This window comes from Prevotella pectinovora, assembly GCF_041323955.1.
Taxonomy (GTDB): Bacteria; Bacteroidota; Bacteroidia; order Bacteroidales; family Bacteroidaceae; genus Prevotella; species Prevotella pectinovora.
The window spans coordinates 2,042,243-2,062,495 of record NZ_JBGLIV010000001.1; the positions used below are offsets into that span (position 1 = coordinate 2,042,243).

A 20,253-nucleotide genomic window follows, 5' to 3' on the forward strand; every position below is an offset into this window, starting at 1 on the left:
AAAACGACAACGGGCCAAAATGGCATGACCACTGGCCCATGCTTGTTATATTTGCAATTTGTATTTGCAAATATACGGATATTTTTCAGAACACGCATGATTTGTGGAATTTATCTCGCCGGGAGACAAAAAAAACTGATTTTTGCTATGGGATGACGACATTTCAATGATTTTTGTTATCTTCGCAGGTGATTATAAATCCCAAGCCAGTCATGACGACATGACTTGACAGCAAACAGAGAAACACGATGGAAATTCTTCTTCATTATATTTGGCGCCACAGGATGTATCCGCTACACCGGATGACCACGAACAAGGGAGAGACGGTGGAGGTGATTGACCCGGGACTCCACAACCGCAACGCCGGACCTGACTTCTTCAATGCGAAAATAAAGGTGGACGGGATGCTGTGGGTTGGCAATGTGGAGATTCACGACAAGGCGTCTGACTGGTTTCTGCATGGCCACGACAAGGACGAGGCATACGACAACGTGATTCTTCACGTGGTGGGCGAAGACGACATGCCGGTGAGAAGCAGCCGGGGCGAAACGATGCGACAGATGCAGATGGACGTGCCGGAATATGTGACGGCAAACTACTCCAGGCTGCTGAGAGAGGACCGCTTCCCGCCTTGCCACGAAGTGATAGGACAGTTGCAGAAACTGACTGTACACAGCTGGATGAGCGCTCTGCAGACGGAACGCCTGGAGCAGAAGACGGAGGCGATAAGCAGGAGAGTGAAGGAGAGAAACGGATCGTGGGAAGACGCATACTTCATGACGCTCGCACGCAACTTCGGCTTCGGAGTGAACGGCGAGGCTTTTGAGAAATGGGCTGCCACGCTGTCGCTGCAGAGTGTGGCCCACCACCGCGACGACATATTCCAGATAGAGGCGATATTCCTGGGACAGGCTGGACTGCTCGACGAACAGGCTATTCCGCAGCGACACCGCGAAGAGGCGGCAAACGACATTTATCTGACCAAGCTGAGACGGGAATACTCATATCTGAACCACAAATTCCACCTGGAACAGATGTCGGCGACGGAATGGAAATTCCTGAGACTCCGTCCGCAGAACTTCCCTAACATCAGGATTTCACAGCTCGCAAACCTCTATTACAACCGGCGCTCAAATCTGAGTCAACTGATAGAATGTCGCAGCGTCGACGAGATGTCAGACCTGTTTGCCACCCACGTCACACCATATTGGGAGACCCACTACTCCTTCGGGGCGGAAGGCAAGAAGTCGGCAAAGCAGCTGTCAAAGCAGTCTGTCAGAGTGCTCATCCTCAACACCGCCATCCCTATCCTCTTTGCCTACGGCAGACACAAGGGCGACGAGACGCTCACCGACCGCGCTTTCCGGCTGCTCGAAGAACTGAAGGCTGAGGACAACAGCATCATAAGGATGTGGAAGGAATGCGGACTGGAGATAGAGACCGCCGCCGACAGCCAGGCCATCGTGCAACTGAAAAAGGAATACTGCGACCGCCGCGACTGTCTGCGCTGCCGTTTCGGCTACGAATACATAAAACGCAACGGATGGTTCGTGAAAGAAGAAAAAGGATAGGAGCGGCTGCAATCAGTAAACATTTTGTCAAGCGACATCCTACTGACTACAATAAAAAGTCACTGGCAGGAGTAATATATAATTGAGGTAATCAGACAAGCGGATTGTTCACTTATTCCGTAATAGTCTTAAAAAATTCCTAATGCATGGCATTTTTATAGATAAAACGTTGGTATTTAGAACACAAATGTTTTTCTTTGCATCAGTAAACAACACTTTGCAATTCGTCAAAGAGACAAATTGAGGTTCGCAAAAGGAGCGGAATATGGTTCGTTAAAGTAATTCGATGCTGTTAGTAAAACGGACAAAGCAAGACAACAGGAGGTCAAGTAAATACGAATTAAAGAGCTAAATCGACACGAGCTGAAGAGCTAAGTCAATACGGGCTGAAGTGTAAAATCAAGGAACAAAGATAACAACAATATTTATAACCAAAAAGGAAAGAAAACATGAGAAAGATTTTTATGACTTTGGTAGCACTTGTCATGACAGTGGCTGCCAACGCACAGGTTTTTGTAGGTGGTGAAGTTGGTTTCTGGCGTAACTACGAAGACAACCATACATCATTCACAGTTGCTCCTCAGGTGGGCTACAACATCACAAACAAGTGGGCAATCGGCTTGGAGTTCGACTACGACTACAACTATTATGACGGACTGAAGGTAAATGGTGTTGGCGCTGCTCCATTCGCACGCTACACAGCAGCCAAGGCAGGTCCTGTTTCATTCCTTCTGGATGCAGGTTTCGCTATCAACACTTACAAGGCTAAGTATGACGGCAAGGAAAGCGACAGCTACAATGCATGGCAGATTGGTGTGACACCAGGTGTGAAGGTCAGCCTCACAAAGAGCGTTGACTTCATCGCTGCTCTCGGTTTCCTGGGCTACCGCGACAACGATGACCCTGACTTCAAGGGCTTGAGCGGTCATCCTTACGGAGAGAAAGGTTTCGGTTTCCACTTCAACACTAACGATCTGAAGTTCGGCGTTATCTACAACTTCTAATCCTCGTCTCTGACGATGGTGGCATTCCGAATGTATTCCAACTGACATCTGTTGTTATCCCATCATAGTCTTTGGATATCAGAAACGGAAATCGCCATAGAGCAAATATAGCAATGGCTGTATCATCAAGCCTTGATGATACAGCCATTGTTGCGTTTGTGATAATTGTCACTACATCTTCTCTATCGTTTCCAGTCCTTTCTTCACGATGTCGCTCGTCTCGTTGACAATCTGGAAATATTCGTCCATATCCCAGATGTCGCGCGCCACAAGAGCCTTCACCTGAGTGGCAAGGCGGGGCAAGGTGAGTTTCAGTTCCTCGTTGTCTTTCGGCTTCACATCCTTCTTCTCTCCTCTCTCCCTGATGTCGGCAATAAGCGACTCCGGAACCTGGTATTCTGCCTCAAACTTATTGAAATCCGTGTATTTGCGCTTTAGCGACTTCCTGTTGTTGTCGATGAAGCGGAGCACGGCGTCGGTCACCATTCCCTTTGCCACGAGCTGACGGTGATACTTGGTGTATGTCATCGTGTCGAGAGGCACAAAATAGTCTGGCATGATTCCTCCACCGCCATATACCACACGGTGTTTGCGCAGGGTGTAGAACTTCAGCGAGTCGGCGAAGTGTATGCTGTCGGCATTCATCAGCTCGCCATGCTTCAGTCGCTTGTCCAGTTCCATGGCATAGTCTTTCTGGTCGCCCTTCTTGTATGGCTTCTGTATGCAGCGGCCTGTAGGAGTGTAGTAATGGGCGATGGTGAGGCGTATCATCGAACCGTCGGGCATGTCGAAGGGTCTCTGCACGAGTCCCTTACCGAAGGTGCGTCTGCCCACCACCATACCTCGGTCGTTGTCCTGCATGGCTCCCGACACGATCTCGGATGCCGATGCCGTGAACTCATTCACGAGCACCACCACCTTGCCGTCGAGCAGCTTGCCTGACCCGTTGGCACGATAGTCCATTCTCGAGGATTTCAGTCCGTTGGCATATACTATGATGTCGTCTTTGGGCAGGAATTCGTTGGCTATCTTCACCGCCGCCTGCAGATATCCGCCGCCATTGTCCTGCAAGTCGAGAATGAGGTCTTTCATTCCCGCAGCCTTCAGTTTGTTTACGGCAGTCATGAACTCATCGTATGTAGTGGCTCCGAAACTGCCGATGCGTATGTATCCCACTCCCGGACGGATGATATACGATGCGTCGAGGCTCTTCACCGGAATCTTGTCACGCTTCACGTTGAAGGTCAGCGTGTCTGCCACTTCGCGCCTCACCACAGAGAGTTTCACCATAGTGCCCTTCGGTCCGCGCAGCCTCATCATAATCTGGTCGCGCGGCATCTTCACTCCTGATATCGCCGTGTCGTTTACTGCCACGATGCGGTCGCCGGCCACGATGCCTGCCTTCTGCGACGGTCCTTTGGCAATGGTCTGGATTACGAGCAGAGTATCTTCCACCATGTTGAACTGCACTCCGATGCCGTCGAAGTTTCCCTGCAGCGACTCGTTCATCTGCTTCGTCTCCTTCGGTGTGGTGTATGAGGAGTGCGGATCGAGCTTGTCGAGCATTCCTCTGATGGCGTCCTCCACGAGTTTGTTCTCGTCTACGGAGTCTACATAGAAATTGGTGACGAGCATCTCGGCGAGCTGCAATTTACGCATCGGACTGTCTTTGTCCATCCTCACCTGCAACTGTGCCGAAGCCCCGATGGCAAACATTGCCATGGCGAGGCATATCAAGCAATAAATGTTTCTTTTCATTGTATTTCGCTTTAGTCTGTCATGTTTCTCTACCATACCGTTATTCTTCTTCCTCCGGTCTGTCTTCTTCTATCACGAGGTTGTCTATGATGAAGTTCTGACGCTCCGGTGTGTTCTTTCCCATATAATATTGCAGGAGCTTATGCACCTGGTCCGTCTTGTGCAGCGTGACCTGTTCGAGGCGCATCTCGGGTCCGATGAAGTTCTTGAACTCGTCGGGACTGATCTCTCCGAGTCCTTTGAATCGTGTTATCTCCGGATCTGGTCCCAGTTCCTGTATTGCGTCGAGGCGCTCCTCTTCGGTGTAGCAGTAGCGGGTCACGAAATCTCCCTTTCCCGTTGCCGTAGCCTTCACAGCCTTCGACTTTATCTTCGTCTTCTTGTTTCTCACACGGAACAGAGGTGTCTGCAACACGAACACGTGTCCCTTCTTTATCAGATCGGGGAAGAACTGCAGGAAGAACGTGATGATGAGCAGTCGGATGTGCATTCCGTCCACATCGGCATCCGTCGCCACAATCACCTTGTTGTATCTCAGCGTGTCGAGTCCGTCCTCTATGTCGAGGGCAGCCTGCAGCAGGTTGAACTCCTCGTTTTCATACACCACCTTCTTCGTCAGTCCGAAGGAGTTCAGAGGTTTTCCTCTGAGCGAGAACACCGCCTGTGTGTTCACGTCGCGGCTCTTCGTGATGCTTCCGCTTGCCGAGTCTCCCTCGGTGATGAATATGGCGCTCTCCTCCTTGCGGTCGTCTTTCACGTCGCTGAAGTGTATGCGGCAGTCGCGGAGTTTCCTGTTATGCAGGTTGGCTTTCTTCGCCCTCTCCCTTGCCAGCTTTGTCACTCCGGCCATCGCCTTGCGTTCCTTTTCGCTCGACTGTATCTTCTGGAGCATCACCTCTGCCACGTCGGCATTGCGGTGGAGGAAGTTGTCCACTTCTGTCTTTATGAAGTCGCCCACATATTTGTTCACGGTCACTCCGTCGGGGCTCATGGTCTGCGAACCGAGCTTTATCTTGGTCTGGCTCTCAAACATCGGCTCCTCCACATTGATGGCGATGGCTCCTACGAGTCCGTTGCGGATGTCGGTATATTCAAAGTTCTTGTTGAAGAACTCCTTTATCGTCTTTGCCAGATGCTCCTTGAATGCGCTCTGGTGTGTACCGCCCTGTGTGGTATGCTGTCCGTTTACGAATGAGTGGTATTCCTCTCCATACTGTCCGGTGTGTGTGAAGGCTATTTCGATGTCTTCGCCCTTGAGATGCACGATGGGATACAATCCGTCTGTGGTCATCGTGTCGTTGAGCAGGTCTTTGAGTCCGTTGCGGCTCAGTATCCGTCTGCCGTTATACATTATGGCGAGTCCCGTGTTCAGGTAGGTGTAGTTACGGAGCATCGTCTCTATGATGTCGTCGTGGAAGGAGTAGTTCTTGAAGAGCTTGGCGTCTGGCTCGAAGTAGATGTATGTTCCGTTCTCGTCGGTAGTATCCTCTGCGACGTCGGTCTTCAGCTCTCCCCTCTCGAATGTCAGGGCTCTCACCTTGCCGTCGCGATACGATTTCACCTCGAAGTTCAGGCTCAGGGCGTTTACAGCCTTTATACCCACTCCGTTGAGTCCCACGCTTTTCTTGAACGCCTTTGAGTCGTATTTTCCTCCCGTGTTTAGCATGCTCACCGCCTCTACGAGTTTCCCCTGCGGAATGCCTCGTCCGTAGTCGCGCACGCTTACGCGTAGGTGTTCGTCGATGTCCACCTCTATGCGTTTGCCTTGGTTCATGCGGAACTCGTCGATGGAGTTGTCCACCACCTCTTTGAGCAGCACGTAGATGCCGTCTTCTGGCAGTGAACCGTCACCGAGTCTTCCGATATACATTCCGGGACGTGTGCGTATGTGCTCCATGTCGGAAAGGTGTCGGATGCTTTCATCGGTGTATTGCACCTGTGGTTCTTGTGGTTCTTGTTGTTCTTGGTTTTCTATATTGATTTCGCTCATGGTTGATGTTTTACGGGTTGACGGGTTGGTTTCCCAATCCCTGACCTTACCTCTGGAGGAAGGAACAGGGCTACAGGCATTACTTTATCTCCTTGATATAGCAGCGGCGCCTCTTGTGGTTTTCACAGTCGAGATACTGCCACTGGCTCTGCACTTTGTCGTTTGCCTCCATCTCCACATGTGTCTCTCCCCATTCATATCCGCGCTCCACGTATCTCGGGATGAGATCGGCAAAGAGGAGCGAGTTGGCTCCCTTGGCACGGTATTCGGGCAGTATGCCCACGAGCAGCAGGTCCACTATCTTGGTGTGTCCGAACTTGAGGGCTCTGAGGATGTGCCACCATCCGAACGGTGTGAGTCTGCCTCTGCGGCATTTCTGCAGTGCCTTGGCAAGCGACGGCAGCGTGATGCCCACTCCAACGATTTTCTTGTCGGCGTTCCAGTCCTCTATCAGCGTGATGAGGTCGAGGTCTGCCATCGGGAAATACATACCTATGTATTGTTCTATCTGCTTGTCGGTCAGTTCCGAATACCCATATAGTCCGGCGAAGGTCTCGTTTATGATCTCGAAGATTCGTCTGCCGTAGCCCTCTTCGAAGATTTCCCGTTTGGTGAGTTTCTTCACGTGCAGGTTATAGCGTTTCTCTATGAGAGAAGCCACCTTTGCGTATTTCTCCGGCACGGTCTTAGGCACGAAGAGCTTGAACTCCACGTAGTCGTTGTCTTTCTCGAATCCGCCGAGCCTCTCCATGTGTTTGGGGTAATAGTCGTAGTTGTATATCGTCGCCATGGTGCCGAGCTGGTCGAATCCCATGGTGAGCATTCCCTCGGGGTCCATATCGGTGAATCCGAGCGGTCCCACCACGTGTGTCATACCCTTCTCCCTGCCGTATTGCTCCACGGCAGAGAGGAGCGCCCCCGACACGTTGATGTCGTCGACGAAGTCTATCCATCCGAAGCGCACGTCGTTTCTTTCCCACTTCTTGTTTGCCTTGTGGTTTATGATGGCAGCCACGCGGCCCACCATCTTTCCCGTCGCCTTGTCGAACGCCATATAATATTCTGCCTCGCAGAACTCAAAGGCTGCATTCTTGTCTTTGCTCAGCGTGTTCATATCGTCGCTGAACAGGTTGGGGGCATCGTACGGACTGCCCTCATACAGGTCGTAATGGAAGTCGATGAACGCCTTCAGGTCTGCTTTCGTGCTGACTTTTCTTATTTCTATTGATGACATATTCAATAATACTCAAGTTAACTCTCCACATGTGTTTGCGCTGAAGACAAAACCACATCGTTGGCATCCCTCAAGTGAGTGGTGCCATGTGGTAGCCTTCTTGTCATGTGTATAATATAATCTTGTTTTAAAACGAAGGCAAAATTACGGTTTTTTGTGGAAAGTAACAAATTTTGCCCTGCTTTTCGCACTAAAGGCCTGTCTGCCGTCCCATCAGCTGCCGCCGGCATCAGCCCAGCCTGCCGCCGGCAGGGGAAACGGCATAGCAGAAATCCGAGCAAGCCCTAATGCCCGATATGGGTTGAAATCCGGACGCCGTACCAAGTATTTGCACAAATAATATTGGAATGCAGAGAAAAGAGAGTACCTTTGCAGCCTAAATCCAAACTTATGACAACCGGACAAAGAAAAATCAACATTCAACAGAATAACAAATATTCTTACCACTACCGTATGTTGCTGTCGCTCGGAATACCTATCGTCGTGGGACAGGTGGGCACCATAATCCTCGGATTTGCCGACACGCTGATGGTGGGACACCATAGTGTGATGGAACTGGCGGCTGCGAGTTTCGTAAACACGATAATGGCGATTATCCTCGTGCTGGCACTGGGATTCAGCTACGGACTGACGCCAATGGTGGGTCAGCTCTTCGGAAGGGGCGAGAGGGAGAAGATTGGTTCGGTGATGAAAAACGGACTGGCTGCCGGCACTCTCACTTCCATCATTCTGCTCGGTGTGCTCACGGCGGTGTATCTGAACGTTGACAAGCTGGGGCAGCCTGTGGAACTGCTGCCGCTCGTCAGACCGTATCTGATGGTGAACATGATTTCGGTGCCTTTCGCCTGCTGGTTCAATTCGTTCAAACAGTTCTACGACGCCATCGGCAACACCAAGATGTCGATGTATATCCTGCTGGCGGGCAACGTTGCCAACATCGTGGGCAACTACCTGCTCATCTACGGTCCCGGTCCGCTGCCTGAACTGGGACTGCTCGGAGCCGGACTCAGCACTATGCTCAGCAGAGTGATGATGTTCGTGGTGGCATTCGCGATATTCATGATTTCAAAGAGATATAAGGTATATAGCCGTTCGTTCAGAGAGGCGCGTCTCAGCGGCGAAGCGTTCCGTCAGGTGAGCAAGCAGAGCTGGCCCGTGTCGCTGCAAATGGGAATGGAGTCGGCGGCGTTCTCGCTGACGGGAGTGTTGGTGGGATGGCTCGGCACCACGGCACTGGCTGCCCATCAGGTGATGATCACGGTATCACAGGTGTTCTTCATGATATACTACGGCATTGCCGCTGCGGTGTCGGTGAGAGTGAGCTTCTACGTGGGACAGAACGACATCACGGAACTGCGACGCGTCACGGCTGCCGGATTCCACATCATCTGCATGATAGGATGCGTGGTGAGCATACCGGTGTTCTTGTTGCGCCACGAAACGGGATTCATCTTTGCCAACGACGCCACGATAGCCGAAATCTGCGCCCATGTCACGCTGATAATGATAGTGTATCAGTTTGGCGACGGCATGCAATGCTGCTATGCCAATGCGCTGAGAGGCACGGGCCACGTGCAGCCGATGGTCTACATCGCCTTCGTTGCCTTCGTGTTAGTGTCGCTGCCTTGCAGCTGGCTCTTGGGCATACACATGGGATACGGAATAATGGGAATATGGGGAGCCTTCCCCGTGGGACTCACCGTGGCTGGAGTGCTCTACTATATTTTCTTCCGGCGACAGGTGGCATGGCTGGAGCATGGAGGACAAGGGATTCTGGCTGCATAGCGAGTGGACAGCAAACGGTCATCAGAAAGTAGTCCCAAACGGCTATTAGGACGTTTATCCACAAATCAGCATCAGTAAGTTTAATTCCAAATAGTCATCAGTAAGTTTACCCCCAAACGTCAATCATGGCGTTTGGGGGTTCTGTTATATCCTGCTGCCCGCCCAAACGGCAACCAATCCAAGTCCTACGCTGAGCGAGGCATAGAGAGCAAGGGACAGCAGATTGTCGGCACGCATGAGCGAGAGGCTCTCGTTCATGAATGTGCTGAAGGTGGTGAAACCGCCGCAGAAGCCTACGGTGAGCAGCAGCCGCATGTCGCCGCTGATGCCCCAACGGTCAGATGCGCCATAGATGAGTCCGATAAGGAGGCAGCCTACCACGTTGACGACCAGCGTGCCAACGGGAAATGCCACAGACGATGCTTCTTGAAGCCATTTAGAAACGAGATAGCGCAACACGGAACCCACGGCTCCGCCAAATGCCACGAGAAGGATATTTTTTATCATTGTTTTTTCAATTGACCATATAGGCTTGCAAAGTTATTCACTTTTACGCTATCCTGCAAAAATAATGCAAGGCGAGTGCAAAATCATCAAGCTCGCTTGAATGTTTTGCCTAGCCGAAGCTTATTTTATGTAAAAAACTTGTAAGATAACGCCCCGACAACACCTGCCTTAACAATCTAACACACTGATTTTAACTACATTTACAGGCTTTGTGTTAATAATAATTTAAATATGTATTTATTTTTTTGCAAGTCAAAGAATTTAACCTATCTTTGCTCAATGCAAAAGAGCATGGAGCATTTGTCTCCGTCAGTCTTTCATGTCCTGTTTGAAGGACACAGAAGGCCGGGCTCTGGTATCGTTTCTTTATTTGTAGCAATAATTATTTAAATCTTTACTTCTGAAAAATGAAATTACACAATACCCTTGCATTGGCGGTACTGTTGTTCTGCTCAGCGCAGAACGGATTCGCCGTGAAAGCTTACCCTGGGGTGATTAAGGCAAAGCAGGCCGACGGTACGGAGATTTCTATCCGTCTGCACGGCAGCGAGCATGGACACTACACTACGACAGTGGACGGATACCCCTTGATCTACAATGAAGCAACCAATAACTATGAGTATGCCACCATCGTCAGCGGAAAGCTGAAGAGCAGCGGCATCGTGGCAACGAACTCTGAGCGACGTTCGCCACAGGCCACGGAACTACTCAAATCCATAAACAAGGAGACAGCGCAGCAGCTGGCAATGAAAATGAGCCTGCAGAAGCGTGTAGGTCAGCAGACTGCAGTAAAGAAGGTGGTGCAGAGACCCAAAAAGGCGCTCATGAACAACTTCCCCCATTTCGGAGAGCAGCACTCTATAGTCATCCTGATGGAGTTCAACGACAAGTCGTTCTCCACAATGAAGAACCCAAAGGAATACTACGACGAAGCGATGAACAAAGAGGGATTCACCGCCATCAACGGTGCTACCGGCAGTGCCAGAGACTTCTTCATAGCAAGCTCTCACGGACAGTTCAAGCCAACATTCGATGTATACGGTCCGGTGAAGATAAACTACGGACAGCATGACGCCGGCGACGGAACATACAACACTCCTATAAACATGGGAACATTCGTGAAGGCTGTAGTGGAGGCTATCGACGACGAGGTGGACTTCTCGCAGTATGACCACGACGGCGACGGAAACGTCGACAACATCTATATCTACTACGCCGGAAAGGGTTCTGCCGACTCCAACGACGCCAACACCATCTGGCCCCACGCCTTCACCATGAATGAATGGGGAGTGGAGGTGAAGACCAAAGACGGAGTGAACATCAACAGCTACACCTGCAGCAACGAGGAAGACGGACTGAGCAACGGCTTCACCACCGGTATCGGAACTTTCGTGCATGAATTCGGACACTGCCTCGGATTCATGGACCACTACGACACCACCGGCGTATACTCTTCTTACACCCCCGGCAGTTGGGACACCATGTGCTCCGGCTCTTACAACAACAACAGCAACACTCCCCCACTCTATTCTTCATACGAATGCTACGAGCTGGGATGGCTGAAGCCTGAGGTGATAACAAGAAGAAGCGGCGACCTGAACGAACTGCCGTATCTTGGAGAATCCAACAAGGCATACATGATACAGGTGCCTGGCAACGAGAACGAATACTATCTGCTGGAGAACAGACAGAAAAAGGGATGGGACGCATACCTGCCCGGTTCGGGAATGCTCGTATGGCACATCGACTACGACGAGAATCTATGGAAAGACAACAAGGTGAACACCGTCGGCAGGCACCAGCGCGTGGACATCGTGGAGGCAAACGGCAGATACTCCGGCACCGGATACTATCAGACGGGCGTGCCTTTCCCGGGTTCTGACAATGTGACGGAATACTCGTTCAAGTCGTGGGATGCCGTGCATCTGCTCGACATCGACAAGATCAGCGATGTCAACGGACTGGTGTCGTTCTATGTCAAAGGAGCTGACTCGGGAATCACAAAACCGGAGCTCACGGCAAGCAACGAGAGATACAACGGCTTCGACCTGTCGTGGAACAAGGTAGAGAAAGCCGAGAACTATCTGCTCAACGTGAAGAAGGTGAACGAGGACAACTCGCTGACCGACCTGGAGGACTACACCGACAAGACCGTGACCGGAGAGAATGTCTCTGTAGAGGGTCTTGAGAAGGAGACTACATATCAGGTGAGCCTGGCAAGCTGCAACGGTTCTTACATCACAGATGCTGACACCAAGGAGGTGAAGACAACAGAAAAATTCTTCACTGACGAGAAGGTGAAGAACATCATGGAGAAGGACGTGACGATGACTTCGTTCAGCGCCTCATGGGATGCCATCGACGGTGCCCAGGACTATGTGGTGAACCTCGAAAAGGTTACCTACGACGGAGAGAAGGTGACTTCTGCCTACGACTTCACCGACAGAATGGACGGAATGCCGGCAGGATGAGAAACAAACTGCAAGAACTTCAGCAGCAGCAAGGGTACATTCGGCGAGACTGCTCCATCTCTGAAGATGACGGCAAACGGAAACTATCTCACGATGTCTCTTGAAGGAGTAAAGGTGAACAACCTGAATTTCTGGTATTACGTAAGCTCTGCTTCTGAGGGCTCTACAGTGGAGGTGCAGGCGCTGCGCAACGGACAATGGATCACAGAGAAGACCATCGACGCATCGGAGAAGACTAAGGAGAACCTCTCGCTCAACTTCAATGCTGCCGATAAGGTGAGACTATTGTTCAACCGCACAGGAACTGCTTATGTGGTGATTGACGACGTAAGCATCAGCGGCAACAAGCAGAGCGGTTCAAAGATGGACAGATACACTGAGAAGAGCGTTGGCGAAAAGGCTGAAGCCTCGTTCGACGGACTGGAGAAGGCCACAACATACTGTCTCACTGTATACGGAGTGAAGAACGGCGAGAAGACAATCACTTCCGACAAGCACTACGTGACAACAGCCGACGACGTGTCGGGCATCAACAGCGTAAACGCTTCTGCCGACGCCGCAGAACTGATATTCGACATCAGCGGCAGACGCATCAACAACGAGCGCAACGCCGAGGGCATCGTGATTAAGAAAAGCAACGGCAAGACAGTAAAGACGACAAAATAACGAAAACAACTTAATACTCACAGTAATGAAATTCAAAAAACTATTTGCAGCCCTGCTCCTGTCAGCATGCCTCTCGCAGACGGCTACGGCAATACCGGCTTATCCTGGCGTGATAAAGGTGAAACAGGCCGACGGCACGGAGATAAGCATCAGACTCAGAGGCGACGAGTGGGGACACTACACAACGACAGAAGACGGATTCCCGCTGATCTTCAACAAGCAGACAAGCAACTACGAGTATGCCATCATCTCCGGACAGAAACTGGTGAGCAGCAATATCGTAGCTACCGACGCAAGCATGCGCGACCCCAAGGCAATGGCTCTGCTCAACACCATCGACAAGACTGAGGTGGCAAAGATAGCACTGAGCGAAAACTCGGCCACCATCGCCAAAGGCATCAAGAAGGTGGGAGGCAAGCCGCAGAAAGTGCTCATGAACGACTTCCCTCACTTCGGCGAGCAGCACTCCATCGTTATCCTCGTGGAGTTCAACGACCGTTCGTTCTCTACTGTGTCCGATCCGAAACAGTATTACACCGACATGCTGAACAAGGAGGGCTTCACATACGAAAACGGTGCCAGCGGAAGTGCAAGAGACTTCTTCATAGCAAGTTCACAGGGACAGTTCAAGCCTACGTTCGATGTATACGGACCGGTGAAGATAGACTACTCACAGTATGACTTCGGCGACGGTATGCAGCCAGGACAGAATAATGCCGGAACAATCCTGCAGACTATAGTGGAGAAGCTCGACCAAGAGGGAGCAGTGAACTTCGCGCAGTATGACCACGACGGCGACGGATATGTAGACAATATCTACTTCTACTACGCCGGATTCGGTTCCAACGACTCCGGCTATTCAAACGTGATATGGCCTCACGCCTTCGACCTGAGACAGTGGGGAACATACATGAAGACAAAAGACGGCACCGGCATCGGAAGCTACACCTGCAGTAACGAAATAGACGGCAGCAACAGAAAATATCCTACCGGAATCGGAACGTTCGTGCATGAGTTCGGACACGTGCTCGGATTCATGGACCACTACGACACCGCCAACTCCTACGCCACATACACTCCGGGATACTGGGACACCATGGCATCGGGTTCTTACAACAACAGCTGCCACACACCTCCTCTCTACTCGGCATTCGAATGCGCCGAGCTGGGATGGATGAAGCTGACAGAGCTCGACAACACGGCAGAGGGCGTGAACGTGCTGAAACCGCTCGCCGATGACTACATGGCATACAAGGTGAACGTGGACGGCAAACCAAACGAGTATTTCATCCTCGAGAACAGAAGAAGAACAAGCTGGGACAGATTCCTGCAAGGCGAGGGAATGCTCGTATGGCATATCGACTACAATTATGACGCATGGGTGAACAACAAGGTGAACTCCCTACCTAACCATCAGCGCATAGACATCGTGGAGGCTGGCAACGTGCAGTCTAACGACTACTACGAGCAGGAGACAGTGCCATTCCCAGGTTCGGGCAACGTCAGCTCGCACGACTTCAAGGACTGGAGCGGCACCTCTGCCATCTATCTCGACAAGATAAAGAGAAACGGCAACAACGTGGAGTTCATCATCAAGGGTTCTGACCAGGGTCTTGCTGCCGTGGCAGAAGTGAACATCGACAGGGTGACATACAAGAGCATCGAGTGTTCTTGGCAGGCTGCCGACAAGGCTACGGAATACGTGGTAAGCATCAAGAAGGTGAGCACAGACAACGACGGCAACGAGATACTCATCGACATACCTGCATACAACAACCTGAAGATCACGGCAACAAACTTCGAGTTCGACAACCTTGATTATGACACTGAGTATGCAATCTGCGTATCAAGCAGCATCGGCACTTTCAAGAAGAAGCCTACCATCACGAAGACTGCCACGAACTCACTGCCATTCGATAAGACTCAGGTGAAAAACGTGGTGATAAGCGATCTGTCACCAGTGTCGTTCACTGCCTCTTGGGACGCTCTTGCCGACGCTCAGGGCTACAAGCTCTACCTGATGAGAAACTTCTACGACGGTGAGACCATCACTACCTCATACGACTTCACCAATGAAATCTCCGGCATGCCGGAGGGATGGCTTTCATCTACAAACCTCCTCGGCACAAATGATGGTTTCTACGGTGTGGCAAGTCCGTCACTGCGATTCACCCAGAAGAGCCAGTATCTCGTCATGACAAACAGCGGTGCAAACATCACCAACGTGAAGTTCTGGATGAGAGCACAGCAGCCTGGCAAGGGCTCAAAACTCGAGGTATATATCGAGAACGGTGAAGAGTGGAAACTGGCTGACGAGATAACACTGACATCGGGCAACGGCGAGGTATACAACATCGAGGTTGATCCTACTACGGCTGTGAAACTGCAGTACAACCGTCGTTCATCTGGTATTCTCTACATCGACGACGTAGAGGTGAGCGGCAAGCAGCAGAGAGACTTCCCTGGGGTTAATGGCAAGGAGACTGAATATAATGACATGACATTCGGTGCGCTTGATTCCAACGCTTACTACACTCTGACCGTTTCCGGAATATGCAACGGAGTAGAGAGTCTGAAGTCTGATCCTGTACAGGTGAAGACTCTCAAAGGCACCGACGGCATCAAGGGTGCTACAATGATAGAGGTGAATGGCAACAAGGCTATCTTCACTATCGACGGCAAGCAGATTGACAAAATGCCAGCCGACAAGTCGGTATTCGTAATCAAGCAGGACGGCAAGTCTGTAAAGGCTACGAAATAAGCCATAGGCTGAACTGACGACAGTAAATAGTCAGAACATCATCATAATCGGCATGACGTGTGATACGTTGTGCCGATTTTATTTTGCCTCAAACACCGTGAATGTCGATTATTCTTAGTAACTTCGCAAGGTCGTTTGACAACATTCATAAAATCATCAGCATAACACCCACAAACCGCATCTGCCCATGAGACACGACAAACTCGAAAAGGAACTCCAACTGCTTCTGCTGCTTTCTGAAAACAGAAGCTACTCCGTAGAACAGCTATGCCGGAAGATGGAGACATCGAAACGCAACCTGTATTATTACATCGAATTCTTCCGCGATGCCGGATTCAAAGTAGAGAAATACGGCAACTGCTACTCCATCGACAGGTCGTCGCCGTTTTTCGGCAGACTGATAGAGAAGATTTCCTTCACCGAAGAGGAGGCTATCGTCATCAGCCGCCTGCTCAACAAGGTGAAGAAGAAGAACGCTATCGTGGAAACGCTGAAAAAGAAGATGGAGCGGTTTTATGACCTCGGAATACTGGCAAAGGACTCTCTCAGCGACAAGGACTCCCATATCATCAGCGTATTGCACGACGCGATAAAACACGAGAACCAGGTGGTGATACGCGGATATTCGTCGCCTCACAGCAAGACGAGGAGGGACAGACTCGTGGAGCCGTTCATGCTCATGGACAGCAACAGGGAGGTGAGATGTTTCGAACCGGACTCCGGACTGAACAAGACGTTCAAGATAGTGCGCATGGACGATGTGGAGGCACTGTCCGACAACTGGGCATTCAAAGACAGACACAAGCAGATGTTCACCGATGCCTTCATGTTCAGTTCTGAAGAGACCACAAGGGTGGAGATGCGTCTCGGACAACTGTCTCACGACCTGATGGCTGAAGAATTTCCGCGCACCCTACACAACATGACGCAAGAGGAAAACGGAACATGGCTGCTCTCGCTCGACGTCTGCAGCTACATAGGCATCGGGCGCTTCGTGCTCGGACTGTTCGACGACATCGAGGTGTTGGGCGACGAGGGTTTCAAACGGTATCTGAAGGAGAAGCTCGACAAGTTCAATGGTATTCTCGCATAATCAGCCCTAATGACCGATTTGGGTTTATGATAATCTGAAACGGGAATTATTGCTATCGAAATTAGCCCCAAACATCAACAATAAGCATTACCTCGAATTTCCCCCACTGCGTGGGGAATGAAACCCCACATTAGGGGGAACTGTTCCCCACACGGTGGGGGAAATTCTGGCATATATTTCTGTCGCCGTAATTATCGCGAATCGGTCATTAGGCTGTTTGGTGTTTATCCCGAATCGGTCATTAGAACTTGCTCATATTTTGCTTTTTTATAAGAGTGTATTTTGTTTGGCTTACCTCAGCCCCTACGGTTCGTTGCCCATTCTGAAGGGCCGCATCACTCCATAGCCGCCAATCATACGCATTCCGAGCCATACCAGCACGACGACGCCATAAACCGCCACTACCTGCCACGGGCTTATGGCGATATTCTCTATGCTCGCCATCGGCAGACCGGCGATAAGGGCGAGAGCATCGTTGAGGAGCTGGGCTGCCGAACCGAGTCCATAAGCCAGCAGACCGCTCACCACCGGCTGCCACGACAGCAGAAACATCGCCAGGGCACCATACAGCAGGAGCATCGCCATGGGGATGGCAATGAAATTGGTGAGAAGGAAATAGCAGGAGAACCTGCCGAAATAATATGCCGTAAGGGGCGACACTCCCAACTGTGCGGCAAGCGACACCGTAACCATCCCACTGACCCAGCGCATGGGCTGGCGCTGCCAGATAGGTGACCGGAACAGGAGGCGTTCCATCTGCGGAACAAAGAGCAATATAGAGGCTACGGCTATGAACGACATCTGGAATCCTACATCGAAAACACTCATCGGACTCACCGCCACCACTACGAATGCCGCCAGCGCAAGGTGGTCGAGAGAGAGACTCTCCCTGTTTGCCACTGCCACTACGCTACATACCGACAGCATCAGCGCCGACCTGACCGCAGAGACGGGCAGTCCGACAATCATGACATACCACCACACCGTGGCAATGGCGAGAAGCCGTGCCGCTATACGCAGACGGAACAGTCGTCTGCCATCGAGCAGAAGCATCAGCAGAGTATATATGATGGCTATATGCAGACCGGAAAGCGCCAGCACATGCGACGCTCCCGACACGCTATACAACGTGCGCACATGGCGGTCTATCATCGTCTTGTCGCCAAGGGTGAGTGCTGAAATCACAGCGAGACTGGCACCCGACACATCGCCTCTTCTGAACTGCGCGAGCAGGCGCTGACGGAAAGCAAGCAGATGCAGCCGCAACCGATGCCAAACGGGAATGGAAGTGGCGGAGATCTGCTTCAACTTCATGTCGGAGGCATAAACGAAGGTCTGCGCCCTGAAGCCCTGGGTCTGGAGATAACGGGAATAGTCGAATCGCCGTTCTGACGCCGTGGCAGCTTTTCTCTGTACGGGAAGCTTAGAATCTTTTCTCTGCCCGGGCACCGTGAAAACCGACAATGCCTCTATGCCGCTGCCAATGCCGAGGCGACAGGTATCGAGACCGGCAATGCTGACCTTTGCCATAAAAGGAGAAACGCGGCGGTCTGCCACATCCACCACGAGGGCGTCGAAGCCGACCACCTTGCCGTGTCTTTGCGGAGTGCTCATCACCACGGCGTCGTATTTCATATAATCAGCAGGCGGAGCACCTGTGGCATACTCCCGGTTGAGAGTCGTCACAAATGCTCCGCCAACGAATGCGAACAGGCATGCAAAGCAGGATGATGACCTGCCGCTATTGAATAGCAGGAGTGACACCAAGCCCATGACCACCGCCACAAGTCCCCAGCCGAGGGGCTGCACTGGCAGATGGACGAGCGACGCCATCACTACTCCCAAAAGGAATGGCACCGCAATGCGCAGGAACACGCTGCGGCGGTTTTTCATAATGCTGCAGGATTAGCCGTCATCAGTCCGTGGAGGTCTCGCCTATCTCTCTCTCCTTCTCGCCGTATTTCCTTATCCATACCACAAACCACACCATTGCAATGATGACGGTGAGGATGCCGAGGCAATATGCCAGGTCTTCCTGCAGTCCGAATGCCTGCTTGGATATGAAGAGATATGTGGAGCATACGCCTGTCATGAACAGAGCTGGAAGAAGGGTTATGACGTATGGCTTGTTCTTACGCACGAGATACACGGTGATTGCCCACAGGGTGAACACCGAGAGGGTCTGGTTTGACCATCCGAAATACTGCCATATCACGTTGAAGCCGTCAGGATTGGAACTCTGCCATGAGAGCAGGGCGATGGAGACAACGAAGATGGGCAGGCAGACATAGAGGCGGTTCATCTTCGGCTTCTGGTTGAGCTTCAAGGCTGACGCCACGATAAGTCTGGCGGAACGGAAAGCGGTGTCTCCGCTCGTTATCGGGGCTGCCACCACTCCGAGGATGGCAAGCACGCCACCGAGCATTCCGAGCCAGTCCTGGCATACGGTAGTAACCACCATCGGCGCTGACGTGTGGAAGCCTTTTGCCGCTGCGAGCTGTTCATAGCCCGGCGTCGGCGAATCGTAGAAGAACCACATTGCCACCGTAGCCCACACGAGAGCCACGAGTCCTTCGGTAATCATTGAACCATAGAAGATGGGTCGTCCCATCTTCTCGCTCTTCAGGCAGCGCGCCATGAGCGGACTCTGTGTGGCATGGAAGCCACTGATAGCTCCGCAGGCGATGGTGATGAAGAGGCAAGGGAAGATATTGTCGGTGAACGACGGGTCTTGCTCCTTTGCCATATTGCCGAGGCCGTCCCACAGCTCCGGCAGCACCGGCATCTTGATGAGGAGTATCACGATGAGGGCTACTGCCATGAAGAGCAGGGAGAAGGAGAATATGGGGTATATCTTGCCGATAATCTTGTCGATGGGGAGCATCGTTGCTACCACGTAATATGCGAATATCACTATTATCCATAGGAGCGAACCGCCACTGATATGGCCGAGGATTTCTGCCGGACTATACACGAACACCGTGCCCACCATGATGAGGAGCACCACGCAGAACACGAGCATCACGTTGCGCGAAGTCTTGCCGAGGTATTTGCCGATGAGGGCGGGCAGGTCGGCTCCGTTGTTACGCATGGAGAGCATACCGCTGAAGAAATCGTGGGTGGCACCGGCAAAGATGCAGCCGAGGATAATCCAGAGGTATGCCGCCGGACCGAACTTGGCTCCCATGATGGCACCGAAGATCGGTCCCGTGCCGGCGATGTTGAGAAACTGGATCATGAAAATCTTCCAGTTGGGCATCGGCACATAGTCGATGCCGTCGTTTATCACCACGGCGGGAGTCTTTCTGTCGTCAGGAGCGAACACTTTGCTTACGAACTTTCCATACAAGAGATAGCCCAGCACAAGGGCTACAAAGCTAATGAAAAATGTTATCATAGGTCTTGATAGTAAA

General features: G+C 51.6%; 13 protein-coding genes. 7 read left to right on the top strand and 6 right to left on the bottom strand.

The features are described 5' to 3' along the window. Positions 1–248: 248 nt before the first annotated feature. Positions 249–1,571: a DUF2851 family protein gene (locus tag ACDC99_RS08085; protein ID WP_042518423.1), complete on the top strand. Its 1,323-nt coding sequence runs from the start codon at positions 249–251 to the stop codon at positions 1,569–1,571. Between the two features lie 449 nt (positions 1,572–2,020). Beyond that, positions 2,021–2,575, top strand: a complete 555-nt coding sequence (locus tag ACDC99_RS08090) for an outer membrane protein (protein WP_370756535.1) — start codon at positions 2,021–2,023, stop codon at positions 2,573–2,575. 171 nt (positions 2,576–2,746) lie between these two features. Here ACDC99_RS08090 and ACDC99_RS08095 read toward each other — a convergent pair whose 3' ends face one another. From ACDC99_RS08095 to ACDC99_RS08105, 3 genes are all read right to left on the bottom strand, one after another. Beyond that, on the bottom strand, positions 2,747–4,333 hold the full coding sequence (locus ACDC99_RS08095; protein ID WP_302414575.1) for a S41 family peptidase: 1,587 nt from the start codon (positions 4,331–4,333) through the stop codon (positions 2,747–2,749). 40 nt (positions 4,334–4,373) lie between these two features. Then, positions 4,374–6,323: a DNA topoisomerase IV subunit B gene (locus tag ACDC99_RS08100; RefSeq protein WP_044074483.1), complete on the bottom strand. Its 1,950-nt coding sequence runs from the start codon at positions 6,321–6,323 to the stop codon at positions 4,374–4,376. A gap of 79 nt (positions 6,324–6,402) precedes the next feature. Next, positions 6,403–7,557, bottom strand: coding sequence for a hypothetical protein (locus ACDC99_RS08105; RefSeq protein WP_042518415.1), 1,155 nt, complete (start codon positions 7,555–7,557; stop codon positions 6,403–6,405). Between the two features lie 390 nt (positions 7,558–7,947). Between ACDC99_RS08105 and ACDC99_RS08110 the strand changes: the two genes are divergently transcribed. Further along, on the top strand, positions 7,948–9,342 hold the full coding sequence (locus ACDC99_RS08110) for an MATE family efflux transporter (RefSeq protein ID WP_370756536.1): 1,395 nt from the start codon (positions 7,948–7,950) through the stop codon (positions 9,340–9,342). A gap of 144 nt (positions 9,343–9,486) precedes the next feature. Here the strand turns inward: ACDC99_RS08110 and crcB are convergent, their stop codons facing one another. Beyond that, the gene (gene crcB / locus ACDC99_RS08115; protein ID WP_022317454.1) at positions 9,487–9,849 is read right to left on the bottom strand and encodes a fluoride efflux transporter CrcB; all 363 of its coding nucleotides are present in this window, start codon (positions 9,847–9,849) and stop codon (positions 9,487–9,489) included. 407 nt (positions 9,850–10,256) lie between these two features. On the opposite strand from crcB, the gene ACDC99_RS08120 reads away from it, so the two are divergent. The 4 genes from ACDC99_RS08120 to ACDC99_RS08135 all read left to right on the top strand — a co-directional run bounded on the left by ACDC99_RS08120 (position 10,257) and on the right by ACDC99_RS08135 (position 16,840). Continuing rightward, positions 10,257–12,320, top strand: coding sequence for a M6 family metalloprotease domain-containing protein (locus ACDC99_RS08120; RefSeq protein ID WP_370756537.1), 2,064 nt, complete (start codon positions 10,257–10,259; stop codon positions 12,318–12,320). Positions 12,321–12,386: 66 nt separating this feature from the next. Continuing rightward, positions 12,387–12,986, top strand: a complete 600-nt coding sequence (locus tag ACDC99_RS08125) for a hypothetical protein (protein ID WP_370756538.1) — start codon at positions 12,387–12,389, stop codon at positions 12,984–12,986. 25 nt (positions 12,987–13,011) lie between these two features. Further along, positions 13,012–15,747: a M6 family metalloprotease domain-containing protein gene (locus ACDC99_RS08130; RefSeq protein WP_370756539.1), complete on the top strand. Its 2,736-nt coding sequence runs from the start codon at positions 13,012–13,014 to the stop codon at positions 15,745–15,747. Between the two features lie 187 nt (positions 15,748–15,934). Next, on the top strand, positions 15,935–16,840 hold the full coding sequence (locus ACDC99_RS08135; protein ID WP_042518384.1) for a helix-turn-helix transcriptional regulator: 906 nt from the start codon (positions 15,935–15,937) through the stop codon (positions 16,838–16,840). A 303-nt stretch (positions 16,841–17,143) separates the two neighbouring features. Here ACDC99_RS08135 and ACDC99_RS08140 read toward each other — a convergent pair whose 3' ends face one another. Both ACDC99_RS08140 and ACDC99_RS08145 read right to left on the bottom strand, forming a co-directional pair. Continuing rightward, positions 17,144–18,733: a ComEC/Rec2 family competence protein gene (locus ACDC99_RS08140; RefSeq protein ID WP_370756540.1), complete on the bottom strand. Its 1,590-nt coding sequence runs from the start codon at positions 18,731–18,733 to the stop codon at positions 17,144–17,146. Positions 18,734–18,755: 22 nt separating this feature from the next. After that, entirely contained in the window at positions 18,756–20,237 is a 1,482-nt protein-coding gene (locus ACDC99_RS08145) for a carbon starvation CstA family protein (RefSeq protein WP_370756541.1), read from the bottom strand. Positions 20,238–20,253: the final 16 nt, after the last annotated feature.